General features: G+C 68.4%; 17 protein-coding genes and 1 pseudogene. 1 reads left to right on the top strand and 17 read right to left on the bottom strand.

Going from position 1 to position 14,516, the window contains the following annotated elements; translation table 11 throughout:
* Window positions 1–7: 7 nt before the first annotated feature.
* From ybeY to OVA11_RS03240, 9 genes are all read right to left on the bottom strand, one after another.
* On the bottom strand, window positions 8–463 hold the full coding sequence (gene ybeY / locus OVA11_RS03200) for an rRNA maturation RNase YbeY (protein WP_164468261.1): 456 nt from the start codon (window positions 461–463) through the stop codon (window positions 8–10).
* Between the two features lie 18 nt (window positions 464–481).
* Window positions 482–1,426 (bottom strand): PhoH family protein, encoded by a 945-nt coding sequence (locus tag OVA11_RS03205; RefSeq protein ID WP_268066141.1) that lies wholly within the window; start codon window positions 1,424–1,426, stop codon window positions 482–484.
* Window positions 1,423–2,769, bottom strand: coding sequence for a tRNA (N6-isopentenyl adenosine(37)-C2)-methylthiotransferase MiaB (gene miaB, locus OVA11_RS03210; RefSeq protein ID WP_268066142.1), 1,347 nt, complete (start codon window positions 2,767–2,769; stop codon window positions 1,423–1,425). Before miaB ends, OVA11_RS03205 begins: the two co-directional genes overlap by 4 nt.
* A gap of 176 nt (window positions 2,770–2,945) precedes the next feature.
* Window positions 2,946–3,353 carry a Fur family transcriptional regulator gene (locus tag OVA11_RS03215; protein ID WP_268066143.1) on the bottom strand — a complete coding sequence of 136 codons (408 nt, stop codon included), beginning with the start codon at window positions 3,351–3,353 and terminating at the stop codon, window positions 2,946–2,948.
* A 45-nt stretch (window positions 3,354–3,398) separates the two neighbouring features.
* Window positions 3,399–3,851 (bottom strand): ribosomal protein S18-alanine N-acetyltransferase, encoded by a 453-nt coding sequence (gene rimI / locus OVA11_RS03220; RefSeq protein WP_268066144.1) that lies wholly within the window; start codon window positions 3,849–3,851, stop codon window positions 3,399–3,401.
* An 8-nt stretch (window positions 3,852–3,859) separates the two neighbouring features.
* Window positions 3,860–4,495 carry a tRNA (adenosine(37)-N6)-threonylcarbamoyltransferase complex dimerization subunit type 1 TsaB gene (gene tsaB / locus OVA11_RS03225; protein ID WP_268066145.1) on the bottom strand — a complete coding sequence of 212 codons (636 nt, stop codon included), beginning with the start codon at window positions 4,493–4,495 and terminating at the stop codon, window positions 3,860–3,862.
* Window positions 4,496–4,498: 3 nt separating this feature from the next.
* Window positions 4,499–5,131: a DUF1131 family protein gene (locus tag OVA11_RS03230; protein WP_268066146.1), complete on the bottom strand. Its 633-nt coding sequence runs from the start codon at window positions 5,129–5,131 to the stop codon at window positions 4,499–4,501.
* 148 nt (window positions 5,132–5,279) lie between these two features.
* A complete protein-coding gene (locus OVA11_RS03235; protein WP_268066147.1) occupies window positions 5,280–5,867 on the bottom strand; it encodes a malonic semialdehyde reductase in 588 nt (195 codons plus the stop codon).
* A gap of 69 nt (window positions 5,868–5,936) precedes the next feature.
* Window positions 5,937–6,509, bottom strand: coding sequence for a NifU family protein (locus tag OVA11_RS03240; protein WP_268066148.1), 573 nt, complete (start codon window positions 6,507–6,509; stop codon window positions 5,937–5,939).
* 121 nt (window positions 6,510–6,630) lie between these two features.
* Here OVA11_RS03240 and OVA11_RS03245 point away from each other — a divergent pair, with 121 nt between their 5' ends.
* The gene (locus OVA11_RS03245; RefSeq protein WP_268066149.1) at window positions 6,631–7,899 is read left to right on the top strand and encodes a cytochrome P450; all 1,269 of its coding nucleotides are present in this window, start codon (window positions 6,631–6,633) and stop codon (window positions 7,897–7,899) included.
* Window positions 7,900–8,015: 116 nt separating this feature from the next.
* Here OVA11_RS03245 and trpS read toward each other — a convergent pair whose 3' ends face one another.
* The 8 genes and pseudogenes from trpS to tsaD form a co-directional block, all read right to left on the bottom strand.
* Window positions 8,016–9,050, bottom strand: a complete 1,035-nt coding sequence (gene trpS, locus OVA11_RS03250) for a tryptophan--tRNA ligase (protein WP_268066150.1) — start codon at window positions 9,048–9,050, stop codon at window positions 8,016–8,018.
* A gap of 84 nt (window positions 9,051–9,134) precedes the next feature.
* Window positions 9,135–9,176 (bottom strand): annotated as a pseudogene (locus OVA11_RS03255) (hypothetical protein).
* A gap of 41 nt (window positions 9,177–9,217) precedes the next feature.
* The gene (gene murJ, locus OVA11_RS03260; RefSeq protein WP_268066151.1) at window positions 9,218–10,780 is read right to left on the bottom strand and encodes a murein biosynthesis integral membrane protein MurJ; all 1,563 of its coding nucleotides are present in this window, start codon (window positions 10,778–10,780) and stop codon (window positions 9,218–9,220) included.
* 100 nt (window positions 10,781–10,880) lie between these two features.
* On the bottom strand, window positions 10,881–11,654 hold the full coding sequence (locus OVA11_RS03265) for a class I SAM-dependent methyltransferase (protein ID WP_268066152.1): 774 nt from the start codon (window positions 11,652–11,654) through the stop codon (window positions 10,881–10,883).
* A 57-nt stretch (window positions 11,655–11,711) separates the two neighbouring features.
* Entirely contained in the window at window positions 11,712–12,080 is a 369-nt protein-coding gene (locus OVA11_RS03270; RefSeq protein WP_268066153.1) for a Rieske (2Fe-2S) protein, read from the bottom strand.
* Window positions 12,081–12,084: 4 nt separating this feature from the next.
* Window positions 12,085–12,366 (bottom strand): YciI family protein, encoded by a 282-nt coding sequence (locus OVA11_RS03275; protein ID WP_010917958.1) that lies wholly within the window; start codon window positions 12,364–12,366, stop codon window positions 12,085–12,087.
* Between the two features lie 17 nt (window positions 12,367–12,383).
* Complete coding sequence (locus tag OVA11_RS03280; protein ID WP_268066154.1) at window positions 12,384–13,394, bottom strand: NAD(P)H-dependent glycerol-3-phosphate dehydrogenase; 1,011 nt, start codon at window positions 13,392–13,394, stop codon at window positions 12,384–12,386.
* Window positions 13,391–14,494, bottom strand: coding sequence for a tRNA (adenosine(37)-N6)-threonylcarbamoyltransferase complex transferase subunit TsaD (tsaD, locus tag OVA11_RS03285; RefSeq protein ID WP_268066155.1), 1,104 nt, complete (start codon window positions 14,492–14,494; stop codon window positions 13,391–13,393). The genes OVA11_RS03280 and tsaD overlap by 4 nt, the downstream gene beginning before the upstream one ends.
* Window positions 14,495–14,516: the final 22 nt, after the last annotated feature.

A 14,516-nucleotide genomic window follows, 5' to 3' on the forward strand; every position in this document is an offset into this window, starting at 1 on the left:
GCCCTGGTCAGCGTCCCTCTTCATCGCTGGCATAGGGGTCGGGAACGTCCAGACCCGCCAGGATTTCGCGTTCGAGCGCCTCCATGGCTTCCGCCTCGTCGTCGCGCTCGTGGTCATATCCTAGGAGATGAAGCACGCCATGCGCCACCAGATGTTGCAGATGGTGGGCCAGCGGCTTGCCCTGTTCGGCCGCTTCGCGCGCGCAGACGCCATAGGCCAAGGCGATATCGCCGATCTGCCCTTCCGGATTGGGCGGGGACGGGAAGGACAGGACGTTGGTCGCATAGTCCTTCTGGCGGAACTCGCGGTTCAGGGCCTGGACGCTGTCATCGTCGGTCAGCAGGATCACGATCCCCTGGCCTTCGATGTCCTCATGGGCGTCCAGCACGGCCTGGGCGGCGCGCCAGACCAGGGCCTCGGCGTCCTCGGCCGCCTTGGTCCAGGCCTCGTCCTCGATCTCGATATCTACGGTGATGGTCATCTAGCGGGGAGTACTCTGCGCCGCGTCCGCGTCATAGGCCTTGACGATGCGTTCGACGAGCGGGTGGCGCACGACGTCGGAGGCGGTGAAGCGCGACACCGCCACCCCCTCGACGCCTTCCAGGATCGACACGGCGTGGGCCAGGCCGGAGTCGCGCGGGTTCAGCAGGTCGACCTGGGTCGGGTCGCCGGTGACCACCATGCGGGCGCCTTCGCCGATGCGGGTCAGCACCATCTTCATCTGCAGGCGCGAGCAGTTCTGGGCCTCGTCGACGATGACGAAGGCGTGGGCGAGGGTGCGGCCGCGCATGAAGGCGATCGGGGCGACCTCGATCTCCAGCTTCTCGCGACGGCGGCGCAGCTGGTCGGCGCCCATGATGTCGGTCAGGGCCTCCCAGACCGGCGCCATATAGGGATCAACCTTCTCGTTCAGGTCGCCCGGCAGGAAGCCGAGTTTTTCGCCGGCCTCGACGGCGGGGCGGGTGACGATCAGGCGATCGACCTCACCGCGCATCAGCATGCCCGCGCCATGGGCCACGGCCAGGAAGGTCTTGCCGGTGCCGGCGGGACCCAGGCCAAAGACCAGCGGATGGCTCGCCATCCTCTCCAGGTACTGGGCCTGGCTCTTGGTCTTGGGCGAGACATTGCCCTTGCGCACCGCGCGGGGCGAGGCCTGGCCGCTGGTCTCGTGGGCGCCGCCGATGGCGATCCGCACGTCGGCCTCGACCACCTCGTCGCCGGCGTCAGCGCGGGCCGCCAGGGTCTGCAAAGCGCGCTTGGCGCTGGTGCGGCCGCGCGCGTCGCCGGTGAGGGTGACGCCGCCGCCCGGCGTCTCGATCAGCACCTTGAAGGCGTCTTCGATCAGGGCCGCGTGACGGCCGCCGGGACCAGAGACGGCGTGGACCGCGTCGTCGGACAGCGGCAGGAACTCAGGGGTGCGGCTCAAGCGGTCTCCAGAACGGGTTCGAGCCGGCCCGCCAGGCTCATCTTGGCGGCGCTCTCGATATGGACGGGAACGATCGTCCCGATCAGCTGCTCGCCGCCCTCGGCGTGGACGGCCTGTAGATAGGGGCTGCGGCCGACGATCTGGCCCGGGTGGCGGCCCGCCTTCTCGAACAGCACCGGCAGCACCTTGCCGACCTGGCTGGCGTTGAAGGCGCGCTGCTGCTCGTCGAGGAGCTGGTTCAGGCGCTCCAGCCGCTCGGCCTTGACCGCTTCGTCCACCTGGCCGGGCATGGCCGAGGCCGGCGTGCCGGGACGGCGCGAATACTTGAACGAGAAGGCCGAGGCGAAGCCGACCTCGCGGACCAGCTCCAGCGTCTTTTCGAAGTCGCCGTCGCGCTCGCCGGGGAAGCCGACGATGAAGTCGCCGCTCATGGCGATATCGGGCCGCGCGGCGCGGATCTTCTCGATCAGCTTCACATAGCTTTCGGCCGTATGGTCGCGGTTCATGGCCTTGAGGATCTTGTCGCTGCCCGCCTGCACCGGCAGGTGCAGATAGGGCATCAGCTCGGGCAACTCGCCGTGGGCCTCGATCAGATCATCGCCCATGTCGCGCGGGTGGCTGGTCGTATAGCGGATGCGGTCCAGGCCATCGATCCTGGCCAGCTGGCGGACCAGCTTGGCCAGGGTCGAACCATCGCCGTCATAGGCGTTGACGTTTTGGCCCAGAAGCGTGACTTCGCGAACGCCCTGGCCGGCCAGGCGCTTGGCCTCCTCGACGATGTCGTTCACCGGCCGCGACCATTCGCCGCCGCGCGTGTAGGGCACCACGCAGAAGGTGCAGAACTTGTCGCAGCCTTCCTGCACCGTCAGGAACGCGGTGACGCCGGTCACGTGGCGCTCGGCCGGCAGGGCGTCGAACTTCTCGTCGGCGGCGAAGTCGGCGGCCAGGCGTTCGCCGGTCGCGCGGTGGGCGCGGGCGATCAGCTCGGGCAGCTGGTGATAGGCCTGCGGACCGACGACCAGATCGACCGCCTTCTGGCGGTTCATGATCTCCTTGCCCTCGGCCTGGGCGACGCACCCGGCCACGGCGATGGTCATGCGACCGCCGGCCTCGGCCTTCCGGTCCTTCATCTGCTTGATGTAGCCGAGTTCGGAATAGACCTTCTCGGTGGCCTTCTCGCGGATGTGGCAGGTGTTCAGCACCACCAGGTCCGCGCCCTCGGGCTCGTCGACGACGCCATAGCCCAGCGGGCGCAGGACATCGGCCATGCGCTCGCTGTCATAGACGTTCATCTGACAGCCATAGGTCTTGATGAAGAGGCGCTTTTGCGGGGTCTCGCTCATGCGGCGAGGTTATGGGGGCGAGAGGCCCGTTCCGCAAGGGCGGCGGGACGATCCTCCCCCTCGTGGGGGAGGTGATCGCGAAGCGATCGGAGGGGGAAGCGGGCGGGAAGTTCGGCTGAACTTCCCTCTCCGTCGGCTATGCCGACACCTCTCCCCTCGGGGAGAGGATTGCTCCCTTACTCCTCCAGCGGCATCCCGTAGAGCTCGAGGCGGTGGTCCACCAGCTTGTAGCCGAGCTTCTTGGCGATCGCGTGCTGCAGGGCCTCGATCTCTTCGTCGACGAACTCGACGACCTTGCCGGTCTTCATGTCGATCAGGTGGTCGTGGTGATGATCCGGGCTCTGCTCATAGCGCGAGCGGCCGTCGCGGAAGTCGTGACGCTCGATGATGCCGCTTTCCTCGAACAGACGCACCGTGCGGTAGACCGTGGCGATCGAGATGTGCGGATCGATGGCGTGGGCGCGGCGGTGCAGCTCCTCGACGTCCGGATGGTCCTCGGCCGACGACAGCACGCGCGCGATGACCCGACGCTGGTCGGTCATGCGCATGCCTTTTTCGATACAGGCCTTTTCGAGTCGATCCACGGCGGAGCCTCCGTCTGAGTCGCCGGCAAGATAGGGGCAAGACCCTTAAGTGTTAAGCGCCCGTCGCATCACCAGCGCGTCCTTGGCGCCATCGGGATGGGGATAATAGCCCTTGCGCAAACCCACCTTGAGGAAACCGGTCGCCCGGTAGAGCGCGATGGCGGCGCTGTTGTCGGCGGCGACCTCCAGAAACATCGCCTCGGCCTTGGTCTCGGCGGCGATCCCGGCGGCCACCTCGACCAGGGCCGCGCCCCAGCCGCGCCGTCGGGCGGCGGGATCGACCGCTACGGTCAGGATTTCGGCCTCGCCCGCGATCGCGCGGCACAGGATGAAACCCTTGGCCTCCGCCGGCTCGCCGGCCTCGCCGAGGATCGCGAAGGCGCCCGGGGACTTCAGCAGGTCGTCGAACTCCAACGCCGTCCAGGGGCGGTCGAAGGCCTTGTCGTGCAGGTCGGCGAGATCGAAGGCGGCTTCTGAGCCGACGGGACGCAGGTTCATGCTGAAGTCTAGGTCGTAGGCAGGGTTGCGTAAGGCGCGCGCAGATAGAGCGGCCGGGGGGCATGGGCCGGAGCGGGTCGGCCGGCGGCCAGGCGCGCCACGGCCACGGGATCGGGCGCGGCGGGGGTCAGGATCACCGCCCCCCTCATGGTGTCGGCCAGCAGCGGTGCGCCCGAGCCGATCAGGGTCGCTGGGCCGCCCCGATACAGCTCAACAAGGCGCGCTGAGGCCTCGCCAAGGCCCAAGGCGTCGGGGGCCATCACGGCTGCGCCGTCGACGAAGGCCTGCATATAGACCTGCTCCATGCGCGCATCGATCAGGGCCACGGCGAAGCCCTTCGTCCCGAAGGCCAGGCTCTCCAGCGTATTGACGCCCACGCACGGGATGGAGAGCGCGGTGGCCAGGCCCTTGGCGAAGGCCAGGCCCACGCGCAGGCCGGTGAAGGAGCCGGGGCCCACCGTCACGGCGATCCGCGACAGATCCGCGAACGCGACGCCCGCCTCCGCCGCAGTCTCGCGCGCCAGGATCCCGATGCGCTCCTGGTGGCCCCGGGTCATCGGTTCGGCGCGCGTCGCCAGCACGCGGTCGCCGTCGAGGAGGGCGACCGAGCTGGCGCCCAGGCAGGTGTCGATCGACAGGATCATGGCTCAGGCCGCGCCGACGACGGCGCCCTCGGCGGGGCGCCAGATCAGGGCGTTGAGCTGACCCTTGGCTTTCAGAAAGGCCTCCGGCGGCAGGCCGGCTTTCGTCCAGCCTGGGACGCCGAAAACGTACGACACCTGCGGCGCGTCGGGGCGCACGCAGATCGTCATGTTGATTTCCCGGGCCGCGCCGGCCCGGCATTGGTCCAGCGAGAAGCCCAGATCGCCCCACTTGGCCAGAAGCTGTTCGTCTTTGGGGCCGCGCGCGTCGCCGGCCTCGACGCGGACATAGCCGATATCGCCGTCGTCGCTCTTGCCGATCTCGGCCAGCGGCGTGTTGTCCTGTTCGAGGGTGATGATCGGCAGGGCCGGGCCCTCGCCCGACTGCAGGAAGGCCTGCTCGACCTTGGCCTTGGGGAAGAGCACCTTCAGGGTGGCGAGGTCGAAGGCGACGGACGCGTTGATCGGTCCAGCGCCGTCGTTGCTGATTTTCAGGGGGCCGCCGGCGTAGGGCGCAATGGCCACGGTGACCGGGCCCTTGGCGCTGTCGTCGGCCTTGGAGGCCTGGTCGGTCTTGGCGGGACCGCAGGCGGCCAGAAGCAGCAGTGGCAGGGCGAGGTCGCTGTGGCGGGGGGTCATGACCCCCCTTCTAGCCAATGTGCATGACATGCACAAAATCCTTGTCATCCCGGCCGCAGCGCAGCGAAGAGCCGGGACCGCAACAGGCTCGGCGCTTCCGGTGCTTCCGGCTCGGCGCGCCAAGGCGCCGGGCCGGGATGACAGGTTTTTACAGGATCTTGGCGGCCTCGTCGAAGTCCAGGCGCGGGTTACGCGGGAACAGGCCCTCGTCCGTGCCGTGGCCGATCGAGACGATGAAATTGCTCTTGATATTGGTGCCGGCGAAGAACTCGGCGTCGACACCGGCGTTGTCGAAGCCCGACATCGGACCGACATCCAGGCCCAGCGCCCGCGCGGCGATCATGAAATAGCCGCCCTGCAACGAGCTGTTGCGCAGCGCGCCCCATTCCTTGGCGACCGGATCGCTGAACCAGTCCTTGGCGCCGGGCGCATGCGGGAAGAGCTTGGGCAGGGTTTCCGGGAAATCGAGGTCGTAGCCGATGATGACCGTGCACGGCGCCTGCAGGATCTTGGGGCCGTTCGAGCCCGAAGACAGCTTGGCCAGGCGTGCCTTGGCCTCGGCCGAGGTCACGAAATAGAAGCGGGCCGGCGTCGCGTTGGCCGCTGTCGGGCCGAACTTGGTCAGCTCGTACAGCGCGCGCAGCACGCTTTCGGGCAGGGGCTCGGGATTCCAGCCGTTGCGCGTGCGGGCCTCGGTGAACAATTGCGCAAGCGTGGCGTCGTCGAGCTTGGCCATGGACAGTCCTTTCCGTAACTGTTTAGGTTACGATATAGCGACCCGAAAGGGCGGATCAACCTCGACGGCTCAGAGGGTCTGCTCGACCCGCGTCACTTCGGGCACATAGTGCTTGAGCATGTTCTCGACGCCGGACTTGAGCGTCGCCGACGAGGACGGGCAGCCCGAGCAGGCGCCGCGCATGTGCAGCCAGACGACGCCCGTCTGAGGTTCAAAGCGCGAGAACACGATGTCGCCGCCGTCCTGGGCCACGGCCGGACGGATGCGGGTGTCGAGCAGTTCCTTGATCTCGGCGACGATCTGCGAGGTTTCCTCGTCGTAGTCACCCTCGTCGTGGCCGCCGCCTTCGGCGTTCTGGTCCAGCAGCAGCGGACGGCCGCTGGTGAAGTGGTCCATGATCGCGGCCAGGATCGGCGCCTTCAGGTGCGGCCACTGGGCGTCCTCGCCCTTGGTCACCGTGAGAAAGTCGGGGCCGAAGAACACCCGCGTCACGTCGCCGAGGTCGAACAACGCCTTGGCCAGCGGCGAGGCGTCGCCCTCCTCGGGCGTGCGGAACTCGCGCGCGCCCTCACCCAGCACTTCGCGGCCGGGAAGGAACTTCAGGACCTCGGGATTGGGCGTGGTTTCGGTCTGGATAAACATGCGCCTGAAATGGACCTCGCGACGTCGTGACGCAAGGGCGCCGAAAGGACGCATTTTAAAAGTGACACAGGCGTCATTTTCTGGCGTGATGTCGCAAAACACCGATCCGCGGGAGGATCTCATGAGCGACGGTTCGATCGATCTTAAGGCTGACGCGCGGGCGCGGGCCTATTCCATTCCCCTTGAGGACTATCACGTCGCCGATCCGGCCCTGTTCCAGGCCGACGCGATGTGGCCCTATTTCGAGCGCCTTCGGAAGGAGGCGCCGGTCCACTATTCGAAAGGGGATGAGGAGGTCGGCCCGTACTGGTCGGTCACCCGCTATAACGACATCATGACCGTCGACACGACCCACCAGGTCTTCTCGTCGGACGCGCACCTGGGCGGCATCACCATTCGGAACTTCGACGAGGACTTCGTCCTGCCGATGTTCATCGCCATGGACCAGCCCAAGCACGACATCCAGCGCAAGACGGTCAGCCCGATCGTCTCGCCGGCCAATCTGGGCCGTCTGGAAGGCATCATCCGGGAGCGGGTCTGCGGGATCCTCGACGCCCTGCCGATCAACGAGCCGTTCGACTGGGTCGACAAGGTCTCGATCGAGCTGACCACCCAGATGCTGGCCACCCTGTTCGACTTCCCTTGGGAAGAACGCCGCAAGCTCACGCGCTGGTCGGACATCGCCACCGCCTCGCCCGAGAGCGGCCTGATCGAGAGCGAGGAAGCCCGCCGCGCCGAGCTGCTGGAGTGCCTGGCCTATTTCACCAACCTCTGGAACGAGCGGGTGAACCTGACCGAGCCGGGCAACGACCTGATCTCGATGCTGGCCCACGGCGAGGCCACCCGCGACATGCCGCCGATGGAGTATCTGGGCAATGTCATCCTGCTGATCGTCGGCGGCAATGACACCACCCGCAACTCGCTGACCGGCGGTCTCTACGCCCTGTCCAAGAACCCGCAGGAAGAAGCCAAGCTGCGCGCCGATCCCAGCCTGATCCCGAACATGGTCTCTGAGATCATCCGCTGGCAGACGCCGCTGGCCCACATGCGCCGCACGGCGCTGGAAGACTACGAACTGGCCGGCCAGACCATCAAGAAGGGCGACAAGGTCGTCATGTGGTACGTCTCGGGCAACCGCGACGACACGGTGATCGAGGACGCCGACAAGTTCATCGTCGATCGCCCCAACGCTCGCCGCCACCTGTCGTTCGGCTTCGGCATCCACCGCTGCGTCGGTAACCGCCTGGCCGAGATGCAGCTGAAGATCGTCTGGGAAGAGATCCTCAAGCGCTTCCCCAAGATCGAGGTGCTGGAGGAGCCCAAACGCGTCTACTCGACCTTCGTGAAGGGGTACGAGCGGATGATGGTGCGGATCCCCGAGCGGATCTAAAGCTGTCATCCCGGCCAAGCGCGAAGCGCGCCGAGCCGGGACCATCAGAAACGCTGAACGTTCCGCGGTCCCGGATAGCCTCTTCGAGGCTTCCGGGATGACACCGCCTTAGGCCCTCAGGCGCCCCAGAAGCCGACCAGCTTCTTGACCTCGGCCAGCGTCGGGGCGGCGGCCTCGCGGGCCTTTTCGGCGCCCTTCGCGAGGATCGCGTCCAGCACTGCCGGATCGCCCAGCAGGCCGCGCATCCGCTCGCCCACCGGCGCCAGGCTCTCGACCGCCAGTTCGGCGAGGGCTGGCTTGAACGTCCCAAAGCCCTTGCCGGCGTACTCGGCCAGCACCTGCGCCTTGGTCTTGCCGGCCAGGGCCGCGAAGATGCCGACCAGGTTGTCGGCCTCGGCGCGGGTCGCCAGTTCCTCGATCGTCTCGGGCAGCGGTTCCGGATCGGTGCGGGCCTTGCGGACCTTGGCGGCGATGTCGTCGGCCGTGTCGGTCAGGTTGATGCGCGAATAGTCCGACGGGTCGGACTTGCTCATCTTGGCCGAGCCGTCGCGCAGGCTCATGACCCGCGCGCCCGGGCCCTGGATCAGCGGATCGGGCAGCGGGAAGAAGCCGGGCGCGTTGAAGTCGTGGTTGAACTTCTGGGCGATGTCGCGGGTCAGCTCCAGATGCTGCTTCTGGTCCTCGCCGACCGGCACGTGGGTGGCCTTGTAGATGAGAATGTCGGCCGCCTGCAGCACCGGATAGGTGTAGAGGCCCACCGAGCTGCGCTCCTTGTGCTTGCCGCTCTTCTCCTTGAACTGGGTCATGCGGTCCAGCCAGCCGAGACGCGCGACGCAGTTGAAGATCCAGGACAGCTCAGCGTGCTCGCGCACCGCCGACTGCGGGAAGATCGTCGCTTTGTCTGGATCGAGGCCCGAGGCGATGTAGGCCGCCGCGATCTCGCGGGTCTGCTGGGCCAGGGCCGCCGGGTCCTGCCAGACGGTGATGGCGTGCAGGTCGGCCACGAAGATGAAGGTGTCGATCTCGTGCTGCAGGCGGGTGAACTTCACCAGCGCGCCGAGATAGTTGCCGAGATGCAAGGCGCCCGAGGGCTGGACGCCCGAAAGCACGCGGGGCGGGCCCGCATAGGTGACGGGAGCTTGGTCGGTCATGGCTTCAGCCTTGGGTCTTGAAACTTGGAATGGCGAGCGCGGCGGCGCGAACCGCATCCGGGGATACGGCGATCAAAGTCAGGGTCAGCCGCGCCATCGCGGCGCATGAAATCCGATCACGGCCATGGACGCTGGTTACCGCTCTGCGCTGCGCAGGGCAAGCCGGCTCAGCGGCCGGCGCCCCGTCGCAGCACGGTCCTGGCCTCGGCCAGGGTCACGCCGCCGGAGAGTAGCAGCAGCACAGGATAGAGCCCGGCGGCCAGGACGCAGGTCCCCAGGATGGCCAGCTCCTTGGCCGATCCAACACCGATCGCCAGGATCGGCGCCTCAAGCGCGGCGCGCCAATGCGACATCGCCGCCAGGATCAGGCCCAGGGCTACGCTGGCCGCCAGCACGCGGACGATTTTGCCCCAGGCGGCGGCGCTGGGGGCGTAGTCGCCGCGCTTGTTCAGGGTCAGCGCCATCTGCAGCACATTGATCCACGAGGCGGCGCTGGTCGCCGCCGCCAGGCCGGGCACGCCCATGACCGGGAACAGGGCCAGGCCCAGGCCGATGTTCACCGCCACCGAGATCAGGGCGAACCGCATCGGGCCCTTGGTGTCGCCCCGGGCGAAGAAGGCCGGCGACAGGATGCGGGCCAGCACGAAGGCCGGGGTGCCCCAGCCGTAGTGCAGCAGGGCGTTGGCCGTCTGGCGCGCGTCGAACACCGTGAACTCGCCCCGGGTGAACAGGCCGTCGATCAGGAAGAACGGAATGCTGAACAGGGCCACAGCGGCCGGCAGGGTCAGGGCCAGGGCGAAGACGATGGCCTGGTCCATGGCGCCTTGCGCCTCGGCGCGGTCCTCGGCGGCCACGGCCCGCGACAGGCGCGGCAGCAGGGCCACCCCGATGGCCACGCCCACCAGGCCCAGCGGCAGTTGGTACAGGCGGTCGGCATAGGCCAGCCAGGTCCGCGCGCCGTTTACATGACTGGCCAGCACGCCCGAGATGGTGATGTTGATCTGGCTGGCGCTGGCGGCGATGGCGCCGGGTATGGCCAGGGCGATCAGGCCCCGGATCTCCGGCGTCAGGCGCGGCAGCCGCCAGCGGATCGTGGCTCCGGCCTTGCGCACCGCCCAGACCAGCAGCGCCACCTGCGCGAGCCCCGCCGCGAAGATGCCCCACGAGGCCGCCACCGCCGCGTCATGGGCGTTGCGGGTCGGGATCACCGCGATCAGGGTCACGACATTGAGCAGGATCGGGGCGGCGGCCGAGACGATGAACTTGCCCCGGGCGTTCAGCACGCCCGACAGCAGGGCCACGATCGCCATGCAGGGCAGATAGGGCATGGTGATCTGGGTCAGGATCACGGCCAGCTTGTACTTGTCGGTTCCAAAGCCAAAGCCTGGGCTGATCACCATCATCAGCCAAGGCATGGTCGCCTGGGCGATCAGGGTCAGGCCCACCGTGAAGGCGGCGATGGTCGCCATGGCGTCGGCGGCCAGCTTGTCGGCCACCTCGGCTCCATCGCGGTCCAGGGTCTTGGAATAGGCCGGTACAAACGCCGCCGCGAAGGCCCCCTCGGCGAAGATCCGCCGGAACAGGTTGGGGAACATCTGAGCGGTGTTGAAGGCGTCGGCCGCGAAATTGGCGCTGGCCCCCAGGAAGTACGAGATCACCAGATCGCGCACGAAGCCCATCAGCCGGCTGACCAGGGTCAGGCCCGAATAGATCGCCGATGACCGGATCATGCCGGGGGCTTTTTTCGGGGCGGATGCAGGCGGCGCGGTGTCGGTCACGTCCGGCTTCTGGGCGCTGGACGGGGAGGCGTCAAGGGCCGCTCTGGTCGCCTCAGCGCGGGATTTCGGCGGTCTTCACCAGCGCCACCTGACGGTAAACGGCGGCGATCTCGAAATAGCGGCCGAAGGCGGCGTGGAACTGGTCGACGGCCTGCTTCACGCCCGGCCCGCCGATCTCGCTGATGTCGTGCCAGTAGTCGTCCAGCACCATCATGCCGCCCACGCTGAGCAGGCTGGCGCAGAAGCACAGGTCGATCAGCACGGCCAGCGCCGTGTGGCTGCCATCGACATAGATCAGGTCGAACTGCTCGCCCCGCTCCAGCATCTGCGGCAGGACATAGGTCGAAAAGCCCTTGTGGGTCGAAAGGCTCTTGAAGCCGCACTTGTCCATGTTGCGACGGAAGCGCGGTTCGACGGCGTGGTACTTCTCTTCTGGGTTCAGCGCCTCGTCGAACCACGGATCGATGACCGTGACCGCGAGGCGGTCGGGCAGCAACCAGTCCATGAACGCCAGGTTCCGGCCCTCATAGGCGCCGATCTCCATGTAGCGGATCGTCTCGCCCGCCGGCCGCTTGGCCGCGAAGTCGCGCAGCAGCGGCGTGACGAAGGGGATGTTGTTGCTGGCCCAGGTCGAGGTGAACTCGAAGCCCTTGTCGGCGGCGTGGGCGTTGAAGGCTTCGACCACGGCGTGGTCGCGCGGACCGCCCAGCATGGTCTTGGCCAGATTGGGCGCCAGGCGCGGATTGACCTTGGTCAGCGAACGCAGCTTCGAGAGGCCGCCGCGATGGGTGACCGTCTCGGCGTCGAAGTGCATGTCGGCGGTCATGGTCCCGGCTCCTCCATCGGTTGCGAGGGAAGCTAGCGCCAAGGTCTTAAGGAAGGGTCAGGCCGTGACGATCTGTCCGTCGCGCACCGTGACGGGCCAAGGCGTCAGGCGGGCGCTGGTCGGGCAGGGCCCCGCCACGCAGCCGCCGTCCTCGATGCGGAACAGGGCCGCGTGGCCCGAACACAGGATCAGGTCGTTGTCGCGGGTCAGGTAGCGGCCGGCGAAACCGGCCAGGGGCCAGCCGGCGTGCGGACAGCTGTCGACATAGCCGACCAGGGTCTCGCCCTTGCGCACGACGAAGCCGGCGAACATCGCGTCGCCCTCGCGCCAGCGAAAGCCCTTCGACCCGGGCGAGGCGATCTCGTCCAGAGCGCAGAGCACGGTCCCCGCCGGGGGACGGGCGGGATTATCCTCGGCGTCCCGCAACGGCTCAGAGCGCGCCGATCGCCACGCGCCAGGGCCGCACCTCGACGCTTTCGAACACCCCGGCGGTGGTGAACGGGTCGTTGTCGGCCTGGGCCTGGGCGGCGGCCAGATCCTCGGCCTCAACGATCAGCAGCGAGCCGATCGGATTGCCGTCATCGCCCAGCAGCGCGCCGGCCAGCTTCAGGCCCGTCGACTGGTTCAGATAGTCGAGGTGGGTGGGGCGGGTGGCCAGGCGGGTGTCCAGCGCGCCGGGCTTGTCCTTGCAGAGGATGGCGAAGAGGGCCATGCGGGCGGTCCTTTTGATCAGGCTTCGGGTTTCAGGGGGCGCGAGAGCAGGCCGGCGATCGCCTCGTCGACCGCGACCTCGCCCGCCAGGATGGCCGCGACGGCCTCGCAGATCGGCGCCTCGACCCCGACCTTGCGGGCCAGGGCGCGCACGGCGGGGGCCGAGGCCACGCCTTCGGCGACCGAGACCTTGCCGGCCAGCGCCTGCTCCAGGGTCAGGCCTTGGCCCAGCGCCAGACCCACGCTCATGTTGCGCGATTGGGGGCTGGAGCAGGTCAGGACAAGATCGCCCAGGCCGCAGAGGCCGGCGACGGTCTCCGGACGCGCGCCCAGGGCGACGGCCAGGCGGGTCAGCTCGGCGAAGCCGCGGGTGATGACCGTGGCATGGGCGTTGCGGCCCAGGCCCTTGCCCTCGACGATGCCGCAGGCGATGGCCAGCACGTTCTTCACCGCCCCGCCGGCCTCGGCGCCGATCAGGTCGTTGGCGGTGTAGGGGCGGAAGGTCGGGATGGCGATGGCCTCGGCGATGGCGCGGCCCAGCGCCTCGTCCTCGCACGCCAAGGTCACGGCGGCGGGCAGGTTGCGGGCGACCTCGCCGGCGAAGCTGGGGCCTGACAGCACGGCGATCGGCGCGCCCGGCAGGGCTTCGGCCGCTACGTCGGTCATTAGCTTCAAAGAGCCCTGCTCGACGCCCTTGGAGCACAGGACGACCGGCGCGCCCGCCATGCGATGCGGGGCGAAAGCGGTCAGGGCAGCACGCAGGTGCTGGGCGGGGGCGACGGCCAGGATCAGGTCGCAGTCGGCCAGGTCCGCCAGGTCGGCGACCGCCTTGATCCCGGGCTCCAGCGCTATGCCCGGCAGGAAGACCGCATTCTCGTGCGCGTCATTGATCGCGGCCACGACCTCGGGCTCGCGCGCCTGCAGCGTCACCGCCAGGCCCGCTCGCGCCGCGACCTGGGCCAGGGCTGTTCCCCAGGCGCCGGCGCCGATGACGCCAACCTTCTCAAAGGTCATGGGCTTGAACGTCATGCCTTGGCTCCCTTGCGTCCGTAGGCGTTGGCGGGATTGGCCAGCGCCGCGGCTTCGTCCAGCGGCCAGCGCGGACGGGCGATGGCGTCGAGGTCGTCGAAGATGCCCAGGGCCAGCCGCTCGGCGCCCGCCAGGGCGATCATGGCGGCGTTGTCGGTGCAATAGGCCAGGGGCGGCGCGGCGAACGAGAAGCCGTTCTTCTCGCAGTCGGCCAGCAAGGCCGCCCGCACCGCGCCGTTGGCCGCTACGCCGCCGGCGACCACGAAGCGCAGGTCCTCCGGGTCATGGCTGTCTTTGTAGAGCTTCATCGCCCGATCGACCCGCTCCGACAACTGGCGGGCGATGGCGGCCTGGACGCCGGCGGCCAGACCGCGGCGCGCGTCGTCGGTGGTCAGGGTCTCGGCGATCCGCGCGGCGGCGGTCTTCAGGCCCGAGAACGAGAAGTCGCAATCCTTGCGGCCCAGCAGGGCGCGGGGCAGGGCGTAGCGGGTCGGATCGCCGCCCACGGCCAGCTTCTCCAGCGCCGGGCCGCCCGGATAGGGCAGGCCCAGACTCTTGGCGATCTTGTCGAAGGCCTCGCCGGCGGCGTCGTCGATCGTGGTGCCCAGGCGCTTGCAGGCGCCGACGCCCGACACCTCCAGCAGCTGACAATGCCCGCCGGACACCAGCAGCAGCAGGAACGGATAGGCGATGTCCGCGCCCAGGCGGGCTGAGACGGCGTGACCTTCCAGGTGATTGACCGCCACCAGCGGCACGCCGCGCGCCAAGGCTACGGCCTTGCCGAACGCCAGGCCCACCATGACCCCGCCTACGAGGCCCGGTCCCGCCGTGGCGGCGACCCCGTCCAGGTCTTCGAAGCCGACGCCCGCTGCGCGAACGGCCTCGGCGGCGATGGCGTCGATCGACTCGACGTGGGCGCGGGCGGCGATCTCGGGCACCACCCCGCCGAACGGGGCGTGCTTCTCGAACTGGGTGCCGATCACTGACGACAGCACCGTCACCGTCCCGTCCTGGGCGCGGCGCACGACCGAGGCCGCGGTTTCATCGCAGCTGGTCTCCAGGCCGAGGATGAGAAGGTCGGATTGCTTAGGGGATGTCATCAGGTTGCGGGCTTTCCGCCGC

The sequence above is a fragment of the Caulobacter sp. SL161 genome, from assembly GCF_026672375.1.
Classification (GTDB): domain Bacteria; phylum Pseudomonadota; class Alphaproteobacteria; order Caulobacterales; family Caulobacteraceae; genus Caulobacter.

Bases quoted from the DNA above. Each gene is read 5' to 3' on its own strand.
- miaB (WP_268066142.1), bottom strand. From the start codon at position 2,769: ATGAGCGAGACCCCGCAAAAGCGCCTCTTCATCAAGACCTATGGCTGT.
- rimI (WP_268066144.1), bottom strand. From the start codon at position 3,851: ATGAACCTGCGTCCCGTCGGCTCAGAAGCCGCCTTCGATCTCGCCGAC.
- tsaB (WP_268066145.1), bottom strand. From the start codon at position 4,495: ATGATCCTGTCGATCGACACCTGCCTGGGCGCCAGCTCGGTCGCCCTC.
- OVA11_RS03230 (WP_268066146.1), bottom strand. From the start codon at position 5,131: ATGACCCCCCGCCACAGCGACCTCGCCCTGCCACTGCTGCTTCTGGCC.
- OVA11_RS03235 (WP_268066147.1), bottom strand. From the start codon at position 5,867: ATGGCCAAGCTCGACGACGCCACGCTTGCGCAATTGTTCACCGAGGCC.
- OVA11_RS03240 (WP_268066148.1), bottom strand. From the start codon at position 6,509: ATGTTTATCCAGACCGAAACCACGCCCAATCCCGAGGTCCTGAAGTTC.
- OVA11_RS03245 (WP_268066149.1), top strand. From the start codon at position 6,631: ATGAGCGACGGTTCGATCGATCTTAAGGCTGACGCGCGGGCGCGGGCC.
- trpS (WP_268066150.1), bottom strand. From the start codon at position 9,050: ATGACCGACCAAGCTCCCGTCACCTATGCGGGCCCGCCCCGCGTGCTT.
- murJ (WP_268066151.1), bottom strand. From the start codon at position 10,780: ATGATCCGGTCATCGGCGATCTATTCGGGCCTGACCCTGGTCAGCCGG.
- OVA11_RS03265 (WP_268066152.1), bottom strand. From the start codon at position 11,654: ATGACCGCCGACATGCACTTCGACGCCGAGACGGTCACCCATCGCGGC.
- OVA11_RS03275 (WP_010917958.1), bottom strand. From the start codon at position 12,366: ATGGCCCTCTTCGCCATCCTCTGCAAGGACAAGCCCGGCGCGCTGGAC.
- OVA11_RS03280 (WP_268066154.1), bottom strand. From the start codon at position 13,394: ATGACGTTCAAGCCCATGACCTTTGAGAAGGTTGGCGTCATCGGCGCC.
- tsaD (WP_268066155.1), bottom strand. From the start codon at position 14,494: ATGACATCCCCTAAGCAATCCGACCTTCTCATCCTCGGCCTGGAGACC.